The sequence below is a fragment of the Salinispora mooreana genome (assembly GCF_000379065.1).
Classification (GTDB): domain Bacteria; phylum Actinomycetota; class Actinomycetes; order Mycobacteriales; family Micromonosporaceae; genus Micromonospora; species Micromonospora mooreana.
The window spans coordinates 1,663,852-1,680,010 of the sequence record NZ_KB900614.1 but is presented as its reverse complement, the minus strand read 5'-3'; the positions used below and the strand labels follow the sequence as shown (position 1 = coordinate 1,680,010).

Annotated in this window: 12 protein-coding genes and 7 pseudogenes; 12 read left to right on the top strand and 7 right to left on the bottom strand. The window is 67.4% G+C overall.

The annotated features are described in order from the left end of the window. Positions 1 to 225: 225 nt before the first annotated feature. The 4 genes from SALPAC6_RS0108040 to SALPAC6_RS0108025 all read left to right on the top strand — a co-directional run bounded on the left by SALPAC6_RS0108040 (position 226) and on the right by SALPAC6_RS0108025 (position 1,946). Entirely contained in the window at positions 226 to 621 is a 396-nt protein-coding gene (locus SALPAC6_RS0108040) for an ArsR/SmtB family transcription factor (protein ID WP_018252919.1), read from the top strand. Then, on the top strand, positions 618 to 1,094 hold the full coding sequence (locus SALPAC6_RS0108035) for an SRPBCC family protein (protein WP_018252918.1): 477 nt from the start codon (positions 618 to 620) through the stop codon (positions 1,092 to 1,094). The genes SALPAC6_RS0108040 and SALPAC6_RS0108035 overlap by 4 nt, the downstream gene beginning before the upstream one ends. A 91-nt stretch (positions 1,095 to 1,185) precedes the next feature. Continuing rightward, positions 1,186 to 1,599, top strand: a complete 414-nt coding sequence (locus SALPAC6_RS0108030) for a VOC family protein (protein WP_018252917.1) — start codon at positions 1,186 to 1,188, stop codon at positions 1,597 to 1,599. Positions 1,600 to 1,655: 56 nt separating this feature from the next. Further along, positions 1,656 to 1,946, top strand: coding sequence for a DUF2277 domain-containing protein (locus SALPAC6_RS0108025; RefSeq protein WP_026189431.1), 291 nt, complete (start codon positions 1,656 to 1,658; stop codon positions 1,944 to 1,946). On the opposite strand, the pseudogene SALPAC6_RS0108020 reads toward SALPAC6_RS0108025, so the two are convergent. After that, a pseudogene (locus SALPAC6_RS0108020) lies at positions 1,885 to 2,207 on the bottom strand (nitroreductase/quinone reductase family protein); the annotation flags it as partial. The gene SALPAC6_RS0108025 and the pseudogene SALPAC6_RS0108020 sit on opposite strands and share 62 nt — an antisense overlap. Before the next feature lie 88 nt (positions 2,208 to 2,295). On the opposite strand from SALPAC6_RS0108020, the pseudogene SALPAC6_RS27440 reads away from it, so the two are divergent. The 7 genes and pseudogenes from SALPAC6_RS27440 to SALPAC6_RS0107990 form a co-directional block, all read left to right on the top strand. After that, positions 2,296 to 2,757: pseudogene (locus SALPAC6_RS27440) on the top strand (hypothetical protein); the annotation flags it as partial. A gap of 34 nt (positions 2,758 to 2,791) precedes the next feature. Then, positions 2,792 to 3,001: pseudogene (locus SALPAC6_RS25545) on the top strand (VOC family protein); the annotation flags it as partial. 64 nt (positions 3,002 to 3,065) lie between these two features. Beyond that, positions 3,066 to 3,197 (top strand): annotated as a pseudogene (locus tag SALPAC6_RS31390) (questin oxidase family protein); the annotation flags it as partial. Beyond that, positions 3,190 to 3,618: pseudogene (locus SALPAC6_RS25540) on the top strand (glycerophosphodiester phosphodiesterase family protein); the annotation flags it as partial. The pseudogenes SALPAC6_RS31390 and SALPAC6_RS25540, both read left to right, overlap by 8 nt. Before the next feature lie 168 nt (positions 3,619 to 3,786). Further along, positions 3,787 to 4,242, top strand: coding sequence for a Fur family transcriptional regulator (locus tag SALPAC6_RS0108000; protein ID WP_018252910.1), 456 nt, complete (start codon positions 3,787 to 3,789; stop codon positions 4,240 to 4,242). Next, positions 4,239 to 6,515 (top strand): catalase/peroxidase HPI, encoded by a 2,277-nt coding sequence (gene katG / locus SALPAC6_RS0107995; protein WP_018252909.1) that lies wholly within the window; start codon positions 4,239 to 4,241, stop codon positions 6,513 to 6,515. The genes SALPAC6_RS0108000 and katG overlap by 4 nt, the downstream gene beginning before the upstream one ends. 339 nt (positions 6,516 to 6,854) lie before the next feature. Further along, on the top strand, positions 6,855 to 8,288 hold the full coding sequence (locus tag SALPAC6_RS0107990) for an FAD-dependent monooxygenase (RefSeq protein ID WP_018252908.1): 1,434 nt from the start codon (positions 6,855 to 6,857) through the stop codon (positions 8,286 to 8,288). Between the two features lie 319 nt (positions 8,289 to 8,607). Here the strand turns inward: SALPAC6_RS0107990 and SALPAC6_RS0107985 are convergent, their stop codons facing one another. The 3 genes and pseudogenes from SALPAC6_RS0107985 to SALPAC6_RS27435 form a co-directional block, all read right to left on the bottom strand. Then, on the bottom strand, positions 8,608 to 9,477 hold the full coding sequence (locus SALPAC6_RS0107985) for a helix-turn-helix domain-containing protein (protein WP_018252907.1): 870 nt from the start codon (positions 9,475 to 9,477) through the stop codon (positions 8,608 to 8,610). Between the two features lie 185 nt (positions 9,478 to 9,662). Next, entirely contained in the window at positions 9,663 to 11,561 is a 1,899-nt protein-coding gene (locus SALPAC6_RS0107980) for an AfsR/SARP family transcriptional regulator (protein ID WP_018252906.1), read from the bottom strand. Between the two features lie 168 nt (positions 11,562 to 11,729). Beyond that, positions 11,730 to 11,990, bottom strand: a pseudogene (locus SALPAC6_RS27435) (NADP-dependent oxidoreductase); the annotation flags it as partial. A gap of 47 nt (positions 11,991 to 12,037) precedes the next feature. Between SALPAC6_RS27435 and SALPAC6_RS27430 the strand changes: the two are divergent. Next, positions 12,038 to 12,424: pseudogene (locus tag SALPAC6_RS27430) on the top strand (DinB family protein); the annotation flags it as partial. Positions 12,425 to 12,551: 127 nt separating this feature from the next. Here SALPAC6_RS27430 and SALPAC6_RS0107965 read toward each other — a convergent pair. The 3 genes from SALPAC6_RS0107965 to SALPAC6_RS0107955 all read right to left on the bottom strand — a co-directional run bounded on the left by SALPAC6_RS0107965 (position 12,552) and on the right by SALPAC6_RS0107955 (position 16,147). Next, positions 12,552 to 14,357, bottom strand: a complete 1,806-nt coding sequence (locus SALPAC6_RS0107965; RefSeq protein ID WP_018252903.1) for a choline/carnitine O-acyltransferase — start codon at positions 14,355 to 14,357, stop codon at positions 12,552 to 12,554. Between the two features lie 120 nt (positions 14,358 to 14,477). Then, complete coding sequence (locus tag SALPAC6_RS0107960) at positions 14,478 to 15,320, bottom strand: HalD/BesD family halogenase (RefSeq protein ID WP_018252902.1); 843 nt, start codon at positions 15,318 to 15,320, stop codon at positions 14,478 to 14,480. Positions 15,321 to 15,562: 242 nt separating this feature from the next. Then, on the bottom strand, positions 15,563 to 16,147 hold the full coding sequence (locus tag SALPAC6_RS0107955; RefSeq protein WP_018252901.1) for a TetR/AcrR family transcriptional regulator: 585 nt from the start codon (positions 16,145 to 16,147) through the stop codon (positions 15,563 to 15,565). Positions 16,148 to 16,159: the final 12 nt, after the last annotated feature.

Below are 16,159 nucleotides of genomic sequence, written 5' to 3'. Positions count from 1 at the left end.
ATTGCTCAGGTGTTACCCGTACGAACCCTGAGCACCTCATCAGGGCACAGGCGTTCAGGTCCGGGTCCTTGGGCACCCCACCGCGCGGCCGACCCACCTTCCGGACCGGCGCGTTAGCCGGGCAGCCGTTCAGCTCTCGTCCCCTGGCCGGAGCGCCTCCACCTGCGAAGACATGCCGAGGTCGGGCTTGACAGGGCAACAGCCGAAGGATATAACCAACTCGTTATGAAACAAGCTGGTTATGCACTTGATGAGCCCGAGCGTCTCGATGCCACCTTCGCGGCCCTGGCGGACCCGACCCGGCGAGCGATCCTCGCCCGGCTCGCGCAGGGCGACGCGACCGTGAAGGAGATCGCCGCCCCGTTCCCGGTGAGTCAACCGGCGATCTCTCGGCACCTGAAGGTCTTGGAGAGCGCGGGGCTGATCTCCCGCGGACGTGTCGCCCAACGTCGGCCGTGTCACCTTGAGGGGGGCCAGCTCCGGTTGGTAGTGGACTGGCTGGAGAACTACCGCGGCTACTGGGCGGAGGCGTACGGGCACCTGGACGAACTGCTCGACGAACTCCAGGCCGGTGACGATGTCCGTCGGTCGAGTGGCGCCCGGGAGGGGCAGGGGACATGACGGCGAAATCTCTGCGGGTGAGCACACCGGCACCGACTGACATCGTCCTGACCCGGGTGTTCAACGCGCCACGGCACCTCGTGTTCGACACGTTGACCAAGCCCGAGTTGCTCAGGCGGTGGTTCGGCGCTCGCGGTTGGCGCCTGGTCGAATGCGAGGTCGAGCTACGGGTCGGTGGCAGCTGGCGCTTCGTCTCGGTGGGGCCGGATGGCCTGAAGATGGGGCAGGGCGGGGTGTACCGCGAGGTCCAGGCGCCAGACCGGCTCGTCTACACCGAGTCCTACGACGACCAGTGGGTGCCGGGCGAGTCCCTCGTCACCGCCGTACTCACGGAGCGCGCCGGGTTGACCACGCTGAAGACCACCCTGCGCTATTCGTCGCAGGAGGTGCGCGACCTCGTGCTGGCCACTCCGATGGAGCGGGGTGTGGCGGAGAGCTACGACCGGCTCGACGAGGTGCTCGCGTCACGGTGATGTGGGCCCGTTGGGGTGCCACCAAGGAGAGGTCGGCGCCCGGCGAACGTGTCGGGCCAAGCAAGGGGTAGCGCGAGCGAGAGTGGGATAGATGAACTGGACTCTGGAAGTGGTGCTGGTGCCGGTGGCGGACGTGGACCGCGCCAAGGAATTCTTCACCGAGAAGCTGGGCTTCCACCTGGATTTTGATTCTCGCGGTGACGGCGAGTTCGGTCCGGTGCAGCTGACCCCACCCGGCTCCGGGTGCTCGATCATCATCGGGAAGGGCATCAGTGAGATGGAGCCGGGGTCGCTGAAGGGGGTGCAGTTCGTGGTCGCGGACGTGCGAAAGGCCCATCAACAGTTGGTGGAGCGGGGGGTCGCGGTCAGCGAGGTTCGAGTGGCCGGGCCGGAGGGCTTTCGCCCAGCCCGGGACGGCGACAGCCTGGACAACGTCGGCTTCATCGTTTTCGACGACCCGGACGGCAACCACTGGACGGTGCAACAGATCTCGTCCCGCGGATAGCGCGGTGTGGGGCGTGGGCGGTTCAAGTTGGGGCTTGTGGCTGGCATCGTGGAGCCATGTGTCGGAACATTCGCGTGCTCCACAACTTCGAACCGCCCGCCACCGACGACGAGATTGAGGCCGCCGCGGTCCAGTACGTGCGCAAGGTCAGTGGCGCGACCAGACCGTCCGCGGCCAACGAGGAGGCGTTCAACGAAGCCGTTCGTGCGGTCGCCGCGGCCACCCAGACCCTCCTGGGTGACCTGGTGACCAAGGCGTCTCCCCGGGACCGCGCAGTGGAGGCCGCGAAGGCCAAGGCGCGTGCCGCCGAGCGGTACGGGAACCGCGCAGCGGCGGGGCGGGGCTGACCGGGCCGCGGTCAGGCCGAATCGTCACCTGTCCGCCAACTCCCGCCGCAGTGCGGGGTCCAGCTCCGCCGCCCGGCCGAGCGTGGCGTCCCGTTCGCCCTCCTCGAGCAGCACCGCGCGTGCCTCGATCGTGAAGGCGTCGTTCTCCAGGGTCACCTGCGGCTCGGCGAGCAGGTCGCCGTACCAACCCGGCTTCGTGCGAATGCCGTCGGGCAGCGCGACGACCAGCATGCGTCGGTCTACGTCTAGAAAGGACTCCACCCGGGCGCCGGATCCGGGGACCCATGCAACATTTCCAGAGGGATGCGGGGTAGTCATAGTGTGAAGGTGCCTGCACTCCCGCCGGACGGAAGGGCTGCGGGCCTATGTTGCGCAGCTTGGACCTGTTAGCTATGTCGTGTCGAAGAACCAACTGCACAACGACGGCGAGGTGCCCCCACCACCAGGTGGCGGAGCGGTCGCCGGCTCCGACCATCCGACCGCCGCGACAACGCTCCGTAACTATGTGCGACCCAACGGGGGGAATTGGCTGTGGATTTCGGTGTTGCGCCCGGAGCGGACGACGGCGGAGGTTGATCGGGAGCAGGTCACCGAGTGGCTGGTCGGCTGGTCCATCAAGGGCACGGCGGTGATTGACAGCTTCCCGGTTCCGGCCGGCCAAGCCCAGCTCACCAGATTCGTCGGCTCCGAGGCTACCGTCCACGAGGTGGTGATCACGACGCCCAGCGGTACCGTGATCAACGTTGAAGGGAATGCTGGGGTGCCGGTTGCGGACCTGAGGGCGGTGGCCGCCGGAATCCTGCCGCCGTGACGAGTCGGCGCTCGCCGGGAGTGCGGCTGACTACCTTACGGTGCGGCCGGCGCCCACCGCCGAGGGCCTACTGGTGCTCTACCCGGGCCGGCCGATCGATGACGCGTTCATCGATGGCCTGAAGCGGGCCGGTGGTCGGGTGGTCTCCCAGGGACCCTACTGGGATTGTTGGGGTGTCACTGTCGAGGACCCGGATGGCTACCGCGTGGACCTGTCCAGCCGATCCTGGTCGAATGCGGGCTGAGCCAGTGCGGCCAGTGCACGTCGGCGGTTGACCTCAACCTCAATTCAACTCTTACCGTTCTCGAGTGGATGTACTCGACGAGGCTTTTCAGCGGATTCGGCACTTCGGGCCGGAACGGGATGGGTGGCTCTCCAACCATGCGCCCATGGCCATTGAGGCGCTGGCCCGGCACGGCCACGCCGCGGTCGTCCACCGCGGGTAAGGGCATCGGATATCACGACCTGGATGACGAGAACCGGGGTGGCGCGGCGGGCCGCCAGTACGAGGGCGTGGACATCTGCGACAGCGACGGCGCGCTGGTGATGTGTTACATCCGCGGCGGCGAGTGGGTCAGGTACACGGTTGAGGTGCTGAGGTCGGGGACATACCGGGCGAGCGTGCGGCTGTCGTCGCCGTACTTCCCGGCGGGCCGACTCACGATGACCTTCGGTGACAAGACGGTGTTCGGTCCGATGGAGGCGGCCGGTACGACGTCACACAGCGCGCTCGAGCCCCAGTCGATTGCGGAGACCCACTTCCTGCGTCGGGGTACGCACGAGTTCGAGGTGCGGATGGACGAGGCGGAGTTTCAGAACTTCAACATCGACTGTTGCCAGTTCGACCGCGCCAAGCACTGAGCAGCCGAACCGCTGGTTTCGTGGAGCCGTCGTGCGGCTCCGAGCGGCCCCCTTGCGAAGGGGTGGCCGCTCGCCGTCTTGGGTGAGGAGGTTCTCGACCCGCCTGGTGGGTCGGACTCGTCCGCCGTAAAACTTGATTCATTCCAGAAGACTGGTTATCGTCGTCGCGTGACGCCCGACTTCGAGACGCAGCTGCGGTCGGTCTCGTTGCGTGTGACCCGTCCCCGGATGGCGGTGCTCGCCGCGCTGCGTGACCATCCGCATGTCGACACCGATGAGGTTATTGCCCTGGTGCGGGTGGATAATCCAACTGTGTCGCATCAGACCGTGTATGACGTGCTCCGCGCGCTCACCACCGCCGGCCTGGTGCGACGCATTCAACCAACCGGCGCCCCCGTTCGGTATGAGTCCCGGGTAGGGGACAACCATCACCACGTCGTGTGTCGGTCCTGCGGAGCGATCGCCGATGTCGACTGCGCGGTTGGCCGCGCTCCCTGCCTCACCGCCTCCGACGACCACGGTTTCGTGGTGGATGAGGCGGAGGTTGTCTACCGGGGCACCTGCCCCAACTGCCAGAAATCGGACGCGCCTTCCGCGCTCCACCACGTGAAGGGAAGTAGATGAGCGACACTCAGGACAACGCCCCCGTCAGCGCGCAGGGCGTGGATCAGAAGGCGGCGGCCGGCTGTCCGGTCGCGCACGACTCAGTCACCGCGCACGGCAGCGAGAGCGAGAGCCCGGCGATCGACTCTCCCACCGCGGTCGGTGGTGGCCGTCCGCGTACCAACCGGGACTGGTGGCCCAACCAGCTCGACCTGTCCGTGCTCTCCACCAACTCGGCGAAGGTCAACCCGTTGGGCGAGGACTTCTCCTACGCCAAGGAGTTCGCCAAGCTCGACGTCGAGGCCCTCAAGCGGGACATCACCGAGGTGCTCACCACCTCGCAGGACTGGTGGCCGGCCGACTTCGGCCACTACGGCGGTCTGATGATCCGCCTGAGCTGGCACGCTGCCGGCACCTACCGCATCCATGACGGCCGTGGTGGCGCCGGTGACGGCGGCCAGCGGTTCGCGCCGCTGAACAGCTGGCCGGACAACGTCAACCTGGACAAGGCCCGGCGGCTGCTGTGGCCGGTCAAGCAGAAGTACGGTCAGAAGATCTCCTGGGCCGACCTGCTCGTGCTCGCCGGTAACGTCGCCCTGGAGTCGATGGGCTTCAAGACCTTCGGGTTCGGTTTCGGCCGCGAGGACGTCTGGGAGCCCGAGGAGATCATCTGGGGCCCGGAGGACACCTGGCTCGGCGACGAGCGCTACGTCTCCGAGCAGGAGCTCTCGGCGGGCGTCGGGGCGACCGAGATGGGTCTGATCTACGTCAACCCGGAGGGGCCGCGGGGCAACGCGGACCCGGCCTCGGCGGCGTACTTCATCCGGGAGACCTTCCGCCGGATGGCGATGAACGACGAGGAGACCGTGGCCCTCATCGCCGGCGGCCACACCTTCGGCAAGACCCACGGTGCCGGGGTCGCCGACGATCACGTGGGACCCGAGCCCGAGGGCGCGCCCCTGGAGGCGCAGGGTCTGGGTTGGATGAGCAGTCACGCCAGCGGCGTGGGCGCCGACACGATCTCCAGCGGCCTCGAGGTGACCTGGACCGACCGGCCGACGCAGTGGAGTAACCGCTTCTTCGAGATCCTGTTCGGCTACGAGTGGGAACTCACCACCAGCCCCGGTGGCGCGAAGCAGTGGGTTGCCAAGGACGCCGAGGCGATCATCCCCGACGCTTTCGACCCGACCAAGAAGCACAGGCCGACGATGCTCACGACCGACCTGTCGCTGCGCGTTGACCCGACGTACGAGCGGATCTCGCGTCGCTTCCTGGAGAACCCGGACGAGTTCGCGTTGGCCTTCGCCAAGGCCTGGTACAAGTTGCTGCACCGCGACATGGGCCCGGTCAGCCGGTTCCTCGGGCCGTGGGTGCCGCAGACGCAGCTGTGGCAGGACCCGGTACCCGCCGTTGACCACGAGCTCGTCGGCGCTGCCGACATCGCCGCCCTGAAGACGAAGGTGCTTGAGTCTGGGCTGACGACCGCCCAGCTGGTCTCCACCGCGTGGGCCTCCGCGGCCAGCTTCCGTCACACCGACAAGCGCGGTGGCGCCAACGGTGCCCGGATCCGCCTCGAGCCGCAGCGCAGCTGGGAGGTCAACCAGCCCGAGCAGCTCGCCACCGTCCTGCCGGCGCTGGAGGAGATCCAGCGGGAGTTCAACGCCGCTGGTGGCGCGAAGATCTCGCTCGCGGATCTGATCGTGCTGGCCGGCTCGGCCGCGGTCGAGAAGGCGGCGCGGGACGCCGGCGTCGAGGTGACCGTGCCGTTCCGGCCGGGTCGTACCGACGCCACCCAGGAGCAGACCGATGTCGAGTCCTTCCGGGTGCTCGAACCGCGGGCCGACGCGTTCCGTAACTACCTGCGTCCCGGTGAGAAGACCCAGCCGGAGGTGCTGCTCGTTGACCGTGCCTACCTGCTCAACCTGACCGCACCCGAGATGACCGTCCTCGTCGGCGGCCTGCGGGCGCTCGAGGCCAACGCCGGCGGCAGCCGGCACGGCGTTCTCACCGACCGCCCCGGTGTGCTCACCAACGACTTCTTCACCAACCTGCTCGCCTCGGGTGCGCAGTGGAAGGCGTCGGAGTCCACTGAGCACGGGTACGAGATTCGGGATCTGGCCACCGACAAGGTGAAGTGGACCGCCAGCGCGGTTGACCTCATCTTCGGCTCCAACTCGCAGCTGCGGGCCCTCGCCGAGGTGTACGCCAGCGAGGACGCGCGGGAGAAGTTCGTGCAGGACTTCGTCGCGGCCTGGACCAAGGTCATGGAGCTCGACCGGTTCGACCTCGCCTGATCGGACCCCACGACGAGCCCGGTCGACCCGACGAGGGTCGACCGGGCTCGTCGCTGTCCGGCCCAGCGTCGGTAGCCGTGGTTGACCAGCCGACCGGCGGCTGTAGCAGGTGTCAACCGTCCCGCCTGGCCGGCGTAATCCGCGGCCGGTCGCACACCGTGTTGCTAGCAGCGGATCTGCACCGCGGCCATACTTTTATTGTCATCGAAGCCACAGTCGTCACTCTCTGGTGGTAGTGATGTCCGTCTGCGTAGGCTCGCCAGTGAGAGTGGAACGAGTTATCGCATGCTCTTGATCTGGGGCGATCCGCGCAACGGACTGTGGAGGTGGGCTGATCCCATGGACGAAGCCACTTACGATGTCGTGATTGTCGGAGCCGGACCAACCGGGCTGCTGCTCGCCGGTGATCTCGCGGCGGCCGGGGTTCGGGTCGCTGTTTTGGAGAAGCGCCGCGACGAGTCGAACCTGACCCGAGCATTCGGGGTGCATGCGCGAACCCTCGAGCAGTTCGACGCCCGTGGGCTCGCCGACCAACTGGTCGACACCGGCAAAGCGCTGGGCCGGCTCCGATTGTTCGGCACGGTGTCGGTGTCCCTCGCATCGCTGCCGACCCGCTTCCCGTTTCTGCTCGTCACACCCCAGTACCAGGTGGAGCGACTGTTGCTGGAGCGCGCCGTCGCGGGTGGGGTCGATCTGATCCGTGGTGCCCGGGTAATCAAGATCGAGTCAGGTCAGGATGAGGTGCAGCTGACCGTTGACCGCGATGGGGACGTTCACACGGTAACGGGCCGGTACGTGGTCGGCGCCGACGGGCGCCACTCCACGGTGCGGGACCAACTCGGCCTGGACTTCCCGGGCCACTCCGTACTCCGTTCACTGATCTTGGCTGACGTCCAGCTCACCGAGTCACCGCCCGAGGTGCTCACGGTCCTGGGCAACCAGCATGGCTTCTGCCTTATCGTTCCGTTCGGCGACGGTTGGTATCGGGTTATGGCGCGGGATCCGAACTGGGAGCCGCCCGACAACACGCCGGTCACCCTCGAGGAGATCGCCACTCTGGTGCGCCGGATCGCCGGAACTGACTACGGCATGCACAGTCCCCGCTGGATGTCCCGGTTCCACAGCGACGAGCGGCAGGCCACCGCCTACCGGCAGGGGCGGGTGCTGCTCGCCGGTGACGCCGCCCACGTTCACTCGCCAGCCGGCGGCATGGGCATGAACACGGGTCTGCAGGACGCGGCCAACCTGGGCTGGAAGCTCGCTGCCGTGCTGCACGGTCGGGCTGGTGACAGTCTGCTCGACACGTACGAGACGGAGCGCCGGCCGGTCGGTCGAATGGTGCTGCGCACGAGTGGCGGGCTGATCCGGGCGGTGATCCTCCGTTCCTCGCTCGCGCGGGCAGCCCGCAACGGGATCTTCCGCGCCGGCATCGCCGTGCGACCGCTGGGCGACCAGCTGCGATTGCGGCTGAGCGGGATCGGTGTACGCTATCCGGCCCCTCGCGGCGCGCATCCGCTGGTCGGCCAGCGCGCACCCGATCTCGTGGGCCAGGACGGAAGTCGGCTGTACGCGGCGCTGCGGGGTGGCGGCTTCGTCCTGGTGGATCCGGATCCCACCGGCCCCGGCTACGACCACCTGGTGACGTTTCGGCCGGTGGAGCCGACCACGCCGATGTTGGTGCGGCCCGACGGATATGTCGCCTGGGCCGGCTCCACCGGGCCCGACCTGGCCCGGGCCCTGTCCGCCTGGGGCGCCGCCCGGCCAGTGTCGTGACCCGGTCCAGGTAGTTCCACTCCGGTCGCGCGTTTAGCGGGTCGCCGCCCGAGGAGCCATCTCGACAAGCAATCGAGGACGAGACCAACCGGCCGGATGAGCCGATCTGTCAGGCCCTGTCTGGGTCCGAGCGGGTCGAGCTGATTGCCGGTCTGGGGCGCTGCCCGGGTGACATAGCTCCACAGTCATTCCGATGGCACTCGGGTCGAAGCCAACGCTTCGTCGCAGCGGGTGGTACGGCGTCGTAGACCCGACGAAGTGCGGCGAAGATGGCAGGCGAGGTGGCGGCTGGCTGGGTCGCCTTCTCAGATTAGGGGGATTATGCGCTGGCCACCGTGGTGGGTGCGGTGGCCAGCGGGACTGAGTCTGGCCACCCTGGTGGCTCGGAGAGACAGGCAAACGTCTCGATGATTCGGCCGACCGGGCCGATTGCCAGCACCGGTGGGTCGGTTGGCCGCGGCGGTCCGATCAGGATTCGACCAACCGTCGCGCCGCGCTGGGTCAGCTCCACCTCGGCAGTACCGACCAGGTAGCTCGCCGGCTCCTCGTCAACCAGGGCACCGATCAGCGTGCAGTGCGCCCGTACCAGCACGATCTGGGCCTGGTAGGTGCTGGGGCGGGCGACGACCGGAACAGCCGAACTGCCGGCGGCCACCGCCCAAGCGGTCGGTACGTCGGTGCTCCGTCCCTTTCCGCGCAGGCCTACCAACACCAGGTCGTCGGGTTCGCTGTCTGGCACGAGCAGGGTCAGTCGGGGGCGGGTGACTACTGCGGCGGTGCGGTGGAGTCGTTCCGCCAGGACATGGCAGCAGCGACCATCGAGCAGGCGTGCCACCTGTCGGAAGTACCCTGGCGTGGTCCCGACCAACCGGGAGAACTGGGTGGTGAAGGTGGCGGCGCTGGTGTAGCCGACACATCGGCTGATCGCGGTGATGGTGCGATCCGTGTGCAGCAGCAACCGCCGTGCCTCCGCCATACGTAACGCGGCGAGGAAGCGGGCCGGAGTCATCGTGGTCACGTCTCGGAACAGCCGATGGAAGTAGAAGGGGCTGAAAGGCGCTACCCGAGCCAGGTCGGCCAGTTGCAGCGGCTCCGCTAGGTGCTGGCGCATGTGGTCGATCGCCTGTGCCGCGGCTGCCTTTCGGGCCTGGTCCGCCAGGTAGGGCGAGACACCTGAGGTTGAATTCATGTGAGCCCCCTGTACGGTTGTTCGGGCACCCACCGAGAATTCTGCTGACACCTCCTTGAACTTTTCTTGAAGCCGCCACCACCACCCATCGCCTGGGGCGGGCGCAGATGGCATCACTCCGTTTGCGATCCAGGGCCAGCAGGGCAACGGTACAAAGTACAGAACGATGTACGGCTGACCCTGGCTCAATCGTCGAGGTGGCAGCCGCATGTGCACCGTGCAGACGGCAGCGCCCCGGCACAACCACCCTCCTGGAACAGCTGCCGGGCCAGTGCGTGAACCGTGCCGAGCATGTGGTACATCCGACCGGCGGGACCGTGTCGAACCTCCAACACCGACTTGTCGACCAATCGATCCAATAGCACCTGTACGGCGCGGGGATCACCGATCAGCGCCGCACCGGCACCCGCACCCATAGCGGCTGCCAGGTCGAAGTCGGCGGGCATCGCCCCGAGCCCGGTGAAACAGCGCAGCTCCGCCGCGTCGAGCAACTCGATGCTGCGGTGTACAGCAGCGTGGAGCGACCGATGGTGACTCGGCACGCCTCGCCGTGGTGGCCGGAGCCAATGCAGCGGATCGGCGACGACCTCAACCAGGGTGTCCAGCTGCTGCGTCCGCAGACACGCCGCGGCCAACTCGATGGCGAGGGGGAGGCCGTCAAGGGCCCGGCACACCGCGCTGACCCCCGGCATGGCGGATTCGTCGAGTCGGAAGCTCGGCTGCACCTGCATGGCCCGCCGGGCGAACAACTGTTGCGCGGGTGGAGGTGCCGACGACCCCGGTTCCGGATCGGTGCGTAGCGGCCGGACCGGATACACCGCCTCGTACCGCATCCCGAGCAACTCGCGCGAGGTCAACAGGACGGTGAGGCCGGGACAACCCCGAAGCAGCTCGTCCGCCAGGTCGGCCGCCGCATCGGTAGCCAACTCGGCGTTGTCGATCACGAGCAACAGCCGTCGGTCGTCCAGCTGACGCACCAGGGGCGCGGGTGGCCCCGTCGTTTGCCACGGTGGGGAGGCGACCACGGCGACCACCGCCCGCTCGAGAGCGGGCCCGGTGCGGACATCCGTCAGGTCAACCACTGCCACCCCGTCAGCGTGCCGCTCCCGCTGCTGCTCGGCGACGGCCAGGCCGAGCGCGGACTTGCCCACCCCGGCCGGACCGGTGAGGCTCACCAGGCGATACCCGTCGAGCAGGTCATTGACCGCCGCAAGATCGGCTGATCTTCCGGTCAGCTCGTCGATTAGGGGTGCCACCCCGCGCCACGGTGGCGGGTGCGCCGGGCTCGGGCGGTGGGTGGGCGACGGGGCCAGCTCGGCGTCCAACACCTCGCGGTACGCCGCGGACAGTTCGGGCCCCGGGTCTACCCCGAGGTCAAGCCGAAGTCGGCCGCGGACCTCGGCGTATTGCTCAATGGCCCGAGCCCGCTGGCCGATTCGGGCCAGCGTCTGCAACAGCCGGGCCTGTACCCGCTCGTTGAGCGGCTCCGTCAAGGCCAGTTGTTCGGCAACGGGCAGGACTGCCTCCGGTCGGTCCAGCTCTAGGCCTAGGCCGACATAGTTGAGCGCCGCGGCTAGAAACTCCTGCCGCAGCGGACGGATGTCGTCCTGCTCGATCAGGAGCGCGGCCAGCTCGCTGACCTGGGGATCTCGCCACCGGCCAATGCTCTCGCCGAAGCGGGCGAAGGCGTCGGTCGGCTGGCCGCGCTCACGGAGGGCTGCGGCATCCCGGGCTTCGGCACGAAAGGCGTGCAGGTCGAGCTGCCCGACGCCGACAGCCAGCCGGTACCCGCCGGGTACCGAGGCGATGACGTTGGTTCGTCGATGGCGTGGTGTGTCCGGCTCCAACACCTGGCGTAGCCGGGCGACATAGGTGTGCACGAGGTTGGCGGCCCGGGTCGGTGGCTGTCCCGCCCAGAGCGCGCCGATCACCTCCTCGAGTGGCACGTGTCGTCCGGCCCGGAGCGCCAAAAGAGCGAGAATTGTTCGCTGTTTCGGGGGGCCTAGGTCGATCTCGCTACCGCAGATAGTCGCTTGGATGGGACCGAGGATCTGAATCTGGGGGTCGATCTCGATCCGGTTCATGTTTCCCCCAAGCTGTTGTGCCGCTGCGCTCGGTTCGTAGCTATTTTATGTGAGGTTTCGGAGCGTCTGAAGTGGCTATTTGGTTGGCTGAGGCGGTAGGTGCTCCGGCCGCGCCTGACCAAGTTCGGGTTCGGCCTAACCGGCGTGATCGATTTCGGTGTCCCGGTCTACCCGCTCGATCGGTCCATCGCCGTGGATCACCGGGAGTACGCCCATCGACCGCAGGTAAGCGTGGTTGGCCTCGCCCGTCGTGCCGATGACGGTGTTTGCCCCCCAGGCCCGGGCCGGCTGGACCGCGAAGGTGCCCAGGGTGCCTGCCGCAGCGTGGATCAGGACCGTGTCGCCGGAGCTCACCCTCAACTCGCGCAGGCACATGTGCATGTGCGCGCCGACTCCGTTAGCGGAGAAGCCGCCCGCGATGTCCCGGGGCGGTATTAATTCAACCCTATCGCTGCCGGTGTTGGCCCGATGGCAGAGGGTTGGGTGAACGCGAGGCGAGATGGCCACGTACGTCAACCGGCAACAATCTGCTGGGAATCCTCAAACACTGCCTCAATGTCGAAGCTGGCTACTTTGGTCCTACCTTCGGGCGTGCGTTTCCCGCGCCGGAGGAACTAGTTTCAGTGGAGGCGTATGAAAAGGATTCACAGGCGGACTGGTATGCGGAGGTAGACGAGACGAAGGATGGGCTCATCGAGCCGTATCGTCGGGTGGCCGCCTTTGCGGATCAGACGACCGAGCAGCTTCCACTCGATGCCCCCGGTCGGGTGTGGTGGTGGCGACCAGACCGGCAGGATGTGACCCTGCAACGAATTATCGTTCACGTCACCTGTGACCTGACCCGTCACGTGGGTCAGGCTGATTGGTGGTCCATCGCTGAACTGCGGGTTACGAGTAGGCCACTTCTAGCAGCGGACCTGCCGGCCCTTTCCGCCGGCAGGTCCGCTGCACCGAGCCTCTGGTGTAGGCGTGGCAGTGGTCTATGGTCGGCTACCGCTCGTCGAGTAGGGCACGCAGCTCACGCAACGCCTCGCGGAGCCGGTCGGCGAACGTGTGCATCATGTCGGCGACGGGGCGTGGAGTGCTGAGGTACAGCTGGAACCGGTCTGGCAGCAGCACGTAGGCGATTCCGATGCAACGGCTGCTGGTGGCCCCGAAACCGAAGTAGCGGATATTGGTTGACGGCGCCGAGCTGGTGCTCAGGTAGTCGTCGCGCATCGTGCGCCACCCCGGCGTCTCGTAGAGTTGGGGCGACTCCGGCACGCCGAGTGCGGCCCCCCGCCGCTGCTGGATGAGCTGTAGCTCCCAGAGGTGCTGCTCGGGTGCGGCGCCGGCCTGACACTGTTTCGCGCGTTCGACATGTTTGTCGGCCGCGGCACGGAACGCCGCCCGTCGCTCATCCCCAGCCGCGGTGGGATCGTCCATGACCGCGACGAACCGCAGCACCTCTGGCGTGACGACGCGCATCGCCTCAGTGCGTCCCCGCGAGTACTGGCGGGTGGCGATGGATTCATAGGTGGCACCGGTGAACCCCTTGGCGCGCTTGTGCGCGAGCTGGTACCCCAGCTGCACGAAGGCGTCTGGTGACATCCGTAGTCGCTTGACCTCGTCCACCCCGAACTCGTCGATGGACAGGGTCACGGTGGCGGTGTCCGCGCTGAATTGGGCGAAGGATTGTGCCGCGGTGGCGATCTCGGCGTGTAGCCCGTCGTCGAGTACGAAGGCTACCGGCTCAATGGCTGGCACGCCCTGTGCCACCGCACCTGACTGCGCGGCGTGCTCCTCCGGCGTTCCGGCGAGGATTGCGTCGACGAAGCTGAGGATGGTGGTGCCGTCCAGCTCGCAGTGTTCGACGTTGACGCCGGCGGTGGCGTCCGCGAAGACAATGAGCGACACCGCCTTGTCGAACCACCGGTTGCCGCTGTCGCCGTGCAGCAGTTGATCACAGGCGGTTAGGTCGTCGGCCGGGGCCAGGTCCTCCAGGCAGACGCAGAACAGCGCCGTCTCGATGGTCTCCAGCGCCGCGGCGTTGCTGGAGTCGAGTGCGACCAGTCGCTGTCGGGCCGCCGCCCACTCGGCTCGGGCCATGGTGGTGAGATGGCCGGTCGCGGTGGTCATCGCCGCGGGCACGAGGCCGGCCTTCTGCAGCTCCCGCAGGCCCGCAGCCAGGTCATCGAGGGAGTACGGGCGCCCGTCCGGACCGAGCACGTCCATCCGGAAGACGTTGCCGTGGCAGAACACCACGATGTGCCGTGCGGTTGCGGGGCCCGGCATCTCGGCGCTGTACGGCGCTCGGACACTGTCCTGCACCGGCCCCGGGATGCGGGTGGTGGAGAAGAGAAATCTGTTCTGCTCCATCGATAGCGGTTGCCCGCGGATCACGGCAGGTGGGATGCGTTCCGCGTCGAGCTGGACCTTGTAGTTGACGGTGGCGGCGATGAGCCGCACCGCACGCTCCACCTGTGGGTCGGCGATCCCGCGCAGCGGCGTGTCGCGGAACAGGAAGAAGAAGTTGGCGTTCAACGCGATGCGGTCGCGCCGGCCGAGGTAGCGGGCCGGCCAGAAGTCGTCCAGCCAGCTGTGGGTAGCGGTGTCCTCGTTGTACCGCACCAGGTCGGCGTGGAGCTTCGGACCCGGACCGTCGACCCGCTCGAACTCCCGCACCGCGGCCTCGGTGTCGGCGAACTCCTGCTCCGTCAGCAGCGGCCTGGACCACTCGAGGAACCGGGCGCAGGTCTCCTCCAGTGTGGGCAACGGTATCGAGGGTAACTTGTCCTCGTTGTCGAACGTACTCACTCGGCCTCCTGGATTGTGCTGCTCGTCGGGCCGTCTTCTGGGCCAGCGGTTGAGGTCAAAGGGTATGCCGTCGGAAGTCTTCCGGGCTGGTGGAAACGCATTGGACTACGTGCGCGAGCACTAGTCCAGCAGCTTGTCGACTCGAACGGCATGACGCTCGGCATCGCGGTGTGCGGGCAGGACCCGGCCGAAGAGCTGCCGCGTACGGGTCACACTGCCCATCACGCCGGGGCGTTGGGAGTAGGCGAAGATCGCTGTATGCCGGGCGGTGTCCCCGTGCACGGGGCTCACCCGGTGTAGCGCGTACCGTCCCCTGAACAGTTGGAGGTCACCGGGGCGCAGGGTCTGGGCTCGTACCGGTGCCCGATCGGTGCCGGTGAGCACCGAGCGGACTGTGTCGAAGTTCTCCGCATCCGCCGAACGGATGTTCGGGCAGTACTCGAAGACGCCACCGTCCTCCGGTTCCTGGGTCAGCAGGCTGACGGTGAACTCGTTGAGGTCAAAGTGCCACGGATGGTCCATGCCGGGTTGCACGACATTGAGTACCAGGCCGGAGAGCGGGTCGGCGAGTTCGTGGAGCGCCGGGAGTTCGAAGCAGGCGGCAACGAAGCGTACGAACGAAGGGTCGCGGTAGAGCCGGTGGATGACAGTGTCGGCGGGGATCAGATCGCGCGGGACGAACGCGTTGCCACGTCGCATGATGATGCGACCCGGGTGCTCCGCCGGCAGATCGGCATCGAGTTTCGTATTGTAGACGTTGGTTTCCGTAACGTCGTAATATGCCGATGGGGCAACTGTGGCGCCTTCCCGTCGTAGCGTCTCCCAGCTACTCGGTCGAATGAACTCCGGCAGCACGCTGCAACCGTGTTCGCGCAGGTCGGTGCGGGTTTTTGTGACGACGCGTTCCCATGCGTCGGTTCCTGGAGCGGCCAGTGGATAACGCACGGTGTCCACGTCATGCATTCAGAAGATTCCCTTCTTCAATGGCGGCGACATGAAGAATTGCGGAATCCTAACAGGATTCAACGGCACGCAGCCTCATGTTGGTTACCTTTTTCACAGCCGCACGTGAAGAGTTCGGGTTGGCGGGGCTGGATCAGGTTCACAGGCGCCGCCCCGCCACGGACTTGCTGGTGTTGTGCTGGGTGGTGCCTGGTGCCTGGTGCCTGGTGCGCGGTGTTGGTGCGCCGGTACCGCCTGCGGCCTCACCGCACCCTGGACCCCCGCATACCAGTGGCCAACAGCTCGCTGCTGGGGCGGGCGAAGGCGCCCGCGCGGGCGGCGACGCTCACCTGATGGGCCGAGCGTGCGGCGAGGCCGGTGTCGGCGGAGGAGCGGAGTAGGACGAGGGTGTGGTAGAGCGGGGCGGTCGCGGCGATGATCACGGCGCGGGGGTCGGTGTCGGCTGGGACCTCGCCCCGGTCGATGGCGCGCCGCACGATGGTAGCGCAGCGCGCGTGACGGTCGGCCCAGAAGGTCCGCAGCGCCTCCGCTGCCTGGGGAGAGCGAAACGAAGCGGCGATCAGCGCGGTGCTGATCGGTGGGTCGGCGGTCAGCGCCGCGTGGATCTCACGGTTGACTGCGGCGAGGTCTGTCTCCAGCGAGCCGGTCTGTGGCGGGCTCCAGTCGTCGCCGGTCGCGTCTGCCAGGACATCGGCCAGGAGGCCGCCGACGTCCCGCCAGCGTCGGTAGACCGTGGTCCGGTGTACGCCCGACCGGTCGGCCACAGCCTCCATGGTCAGTAGGTCGAAGCCGCCGTCAACCAATTGCGCGCGGACGGCGTCAAGCACCTGGTGGCGGAC

What these genes read in the sequence shown, in the direction of transcription:
- SALPAC6_RS0108040 (WP_018252919.1), top strand. Translation starts at nt 226, where the DNA reads ATGAAACAAGCTGGTTATGCACTTGATGAGCCCGAGCGTCTCGATGCC.
- SALPAC6_RS0108035 (WP_018252918.1), top strand. Translation starts at nt 618, where the DNA reads ATGACGGCGAAATCTCTGCGGGTGAGCACACCGGCACCGACTGACATC.
- SALPAC6_RS0108030 (WP_018252917.1), top strand. Translation starts at nt 1,186, where the DNA reads ATGAACTGGACTCTGGAAGTGGTGCTGGTGCCGGTGGCGGACGTGGAC.
- SALPAC6_RS0108025 (WP_026189431.1), top strand. Translation starts at nt 1,656, where the DNA reads ATGTGTCGGAACATTCGCGTGCTCCACAACTTCGAACCGCCCGCCACC.
- katG (WP_018252909.1), top strand. Translation starts at nt 4,239, where the DNA reads ATGAGCGACACTCAGGACAACGCCCCCGTCAGCGCGCAGGGCGTGGAT.
- SALPAC6_RS0107990 (WP_018252908.1), top strand. Translation starts at nt 6,855, where the DNA reads ATGGACGAAGCCACTTACGATGTCGTGATTGTCGGAGCCGGACCAACC.
- SALPAC6_RS0107985 (WP_018252907.1), bottom strand. Translation starts at nt 9,477, where the DNA reads ATGAATTCAACCTCAGGTGTCTCGCCCTACCTGGCGGACCAGGCCCGA.
- SALPAC6_RS0107980 (WP_018252906.1), bottom strand. Translation starts at nt 11,561, where the DNA reads ATGAACCGGATCGAGATCGACCCCCAGATTCAGATCCTCGGTCCCATC.
- SALPAC6_RS0107960 (WP_018252902.1), bottom strand. Translation starts at nt 15,320, where the DNA reads ATGCATGACGTGGACACCGTGCGTTATCCACTGGCCGCTCCAGGAACC.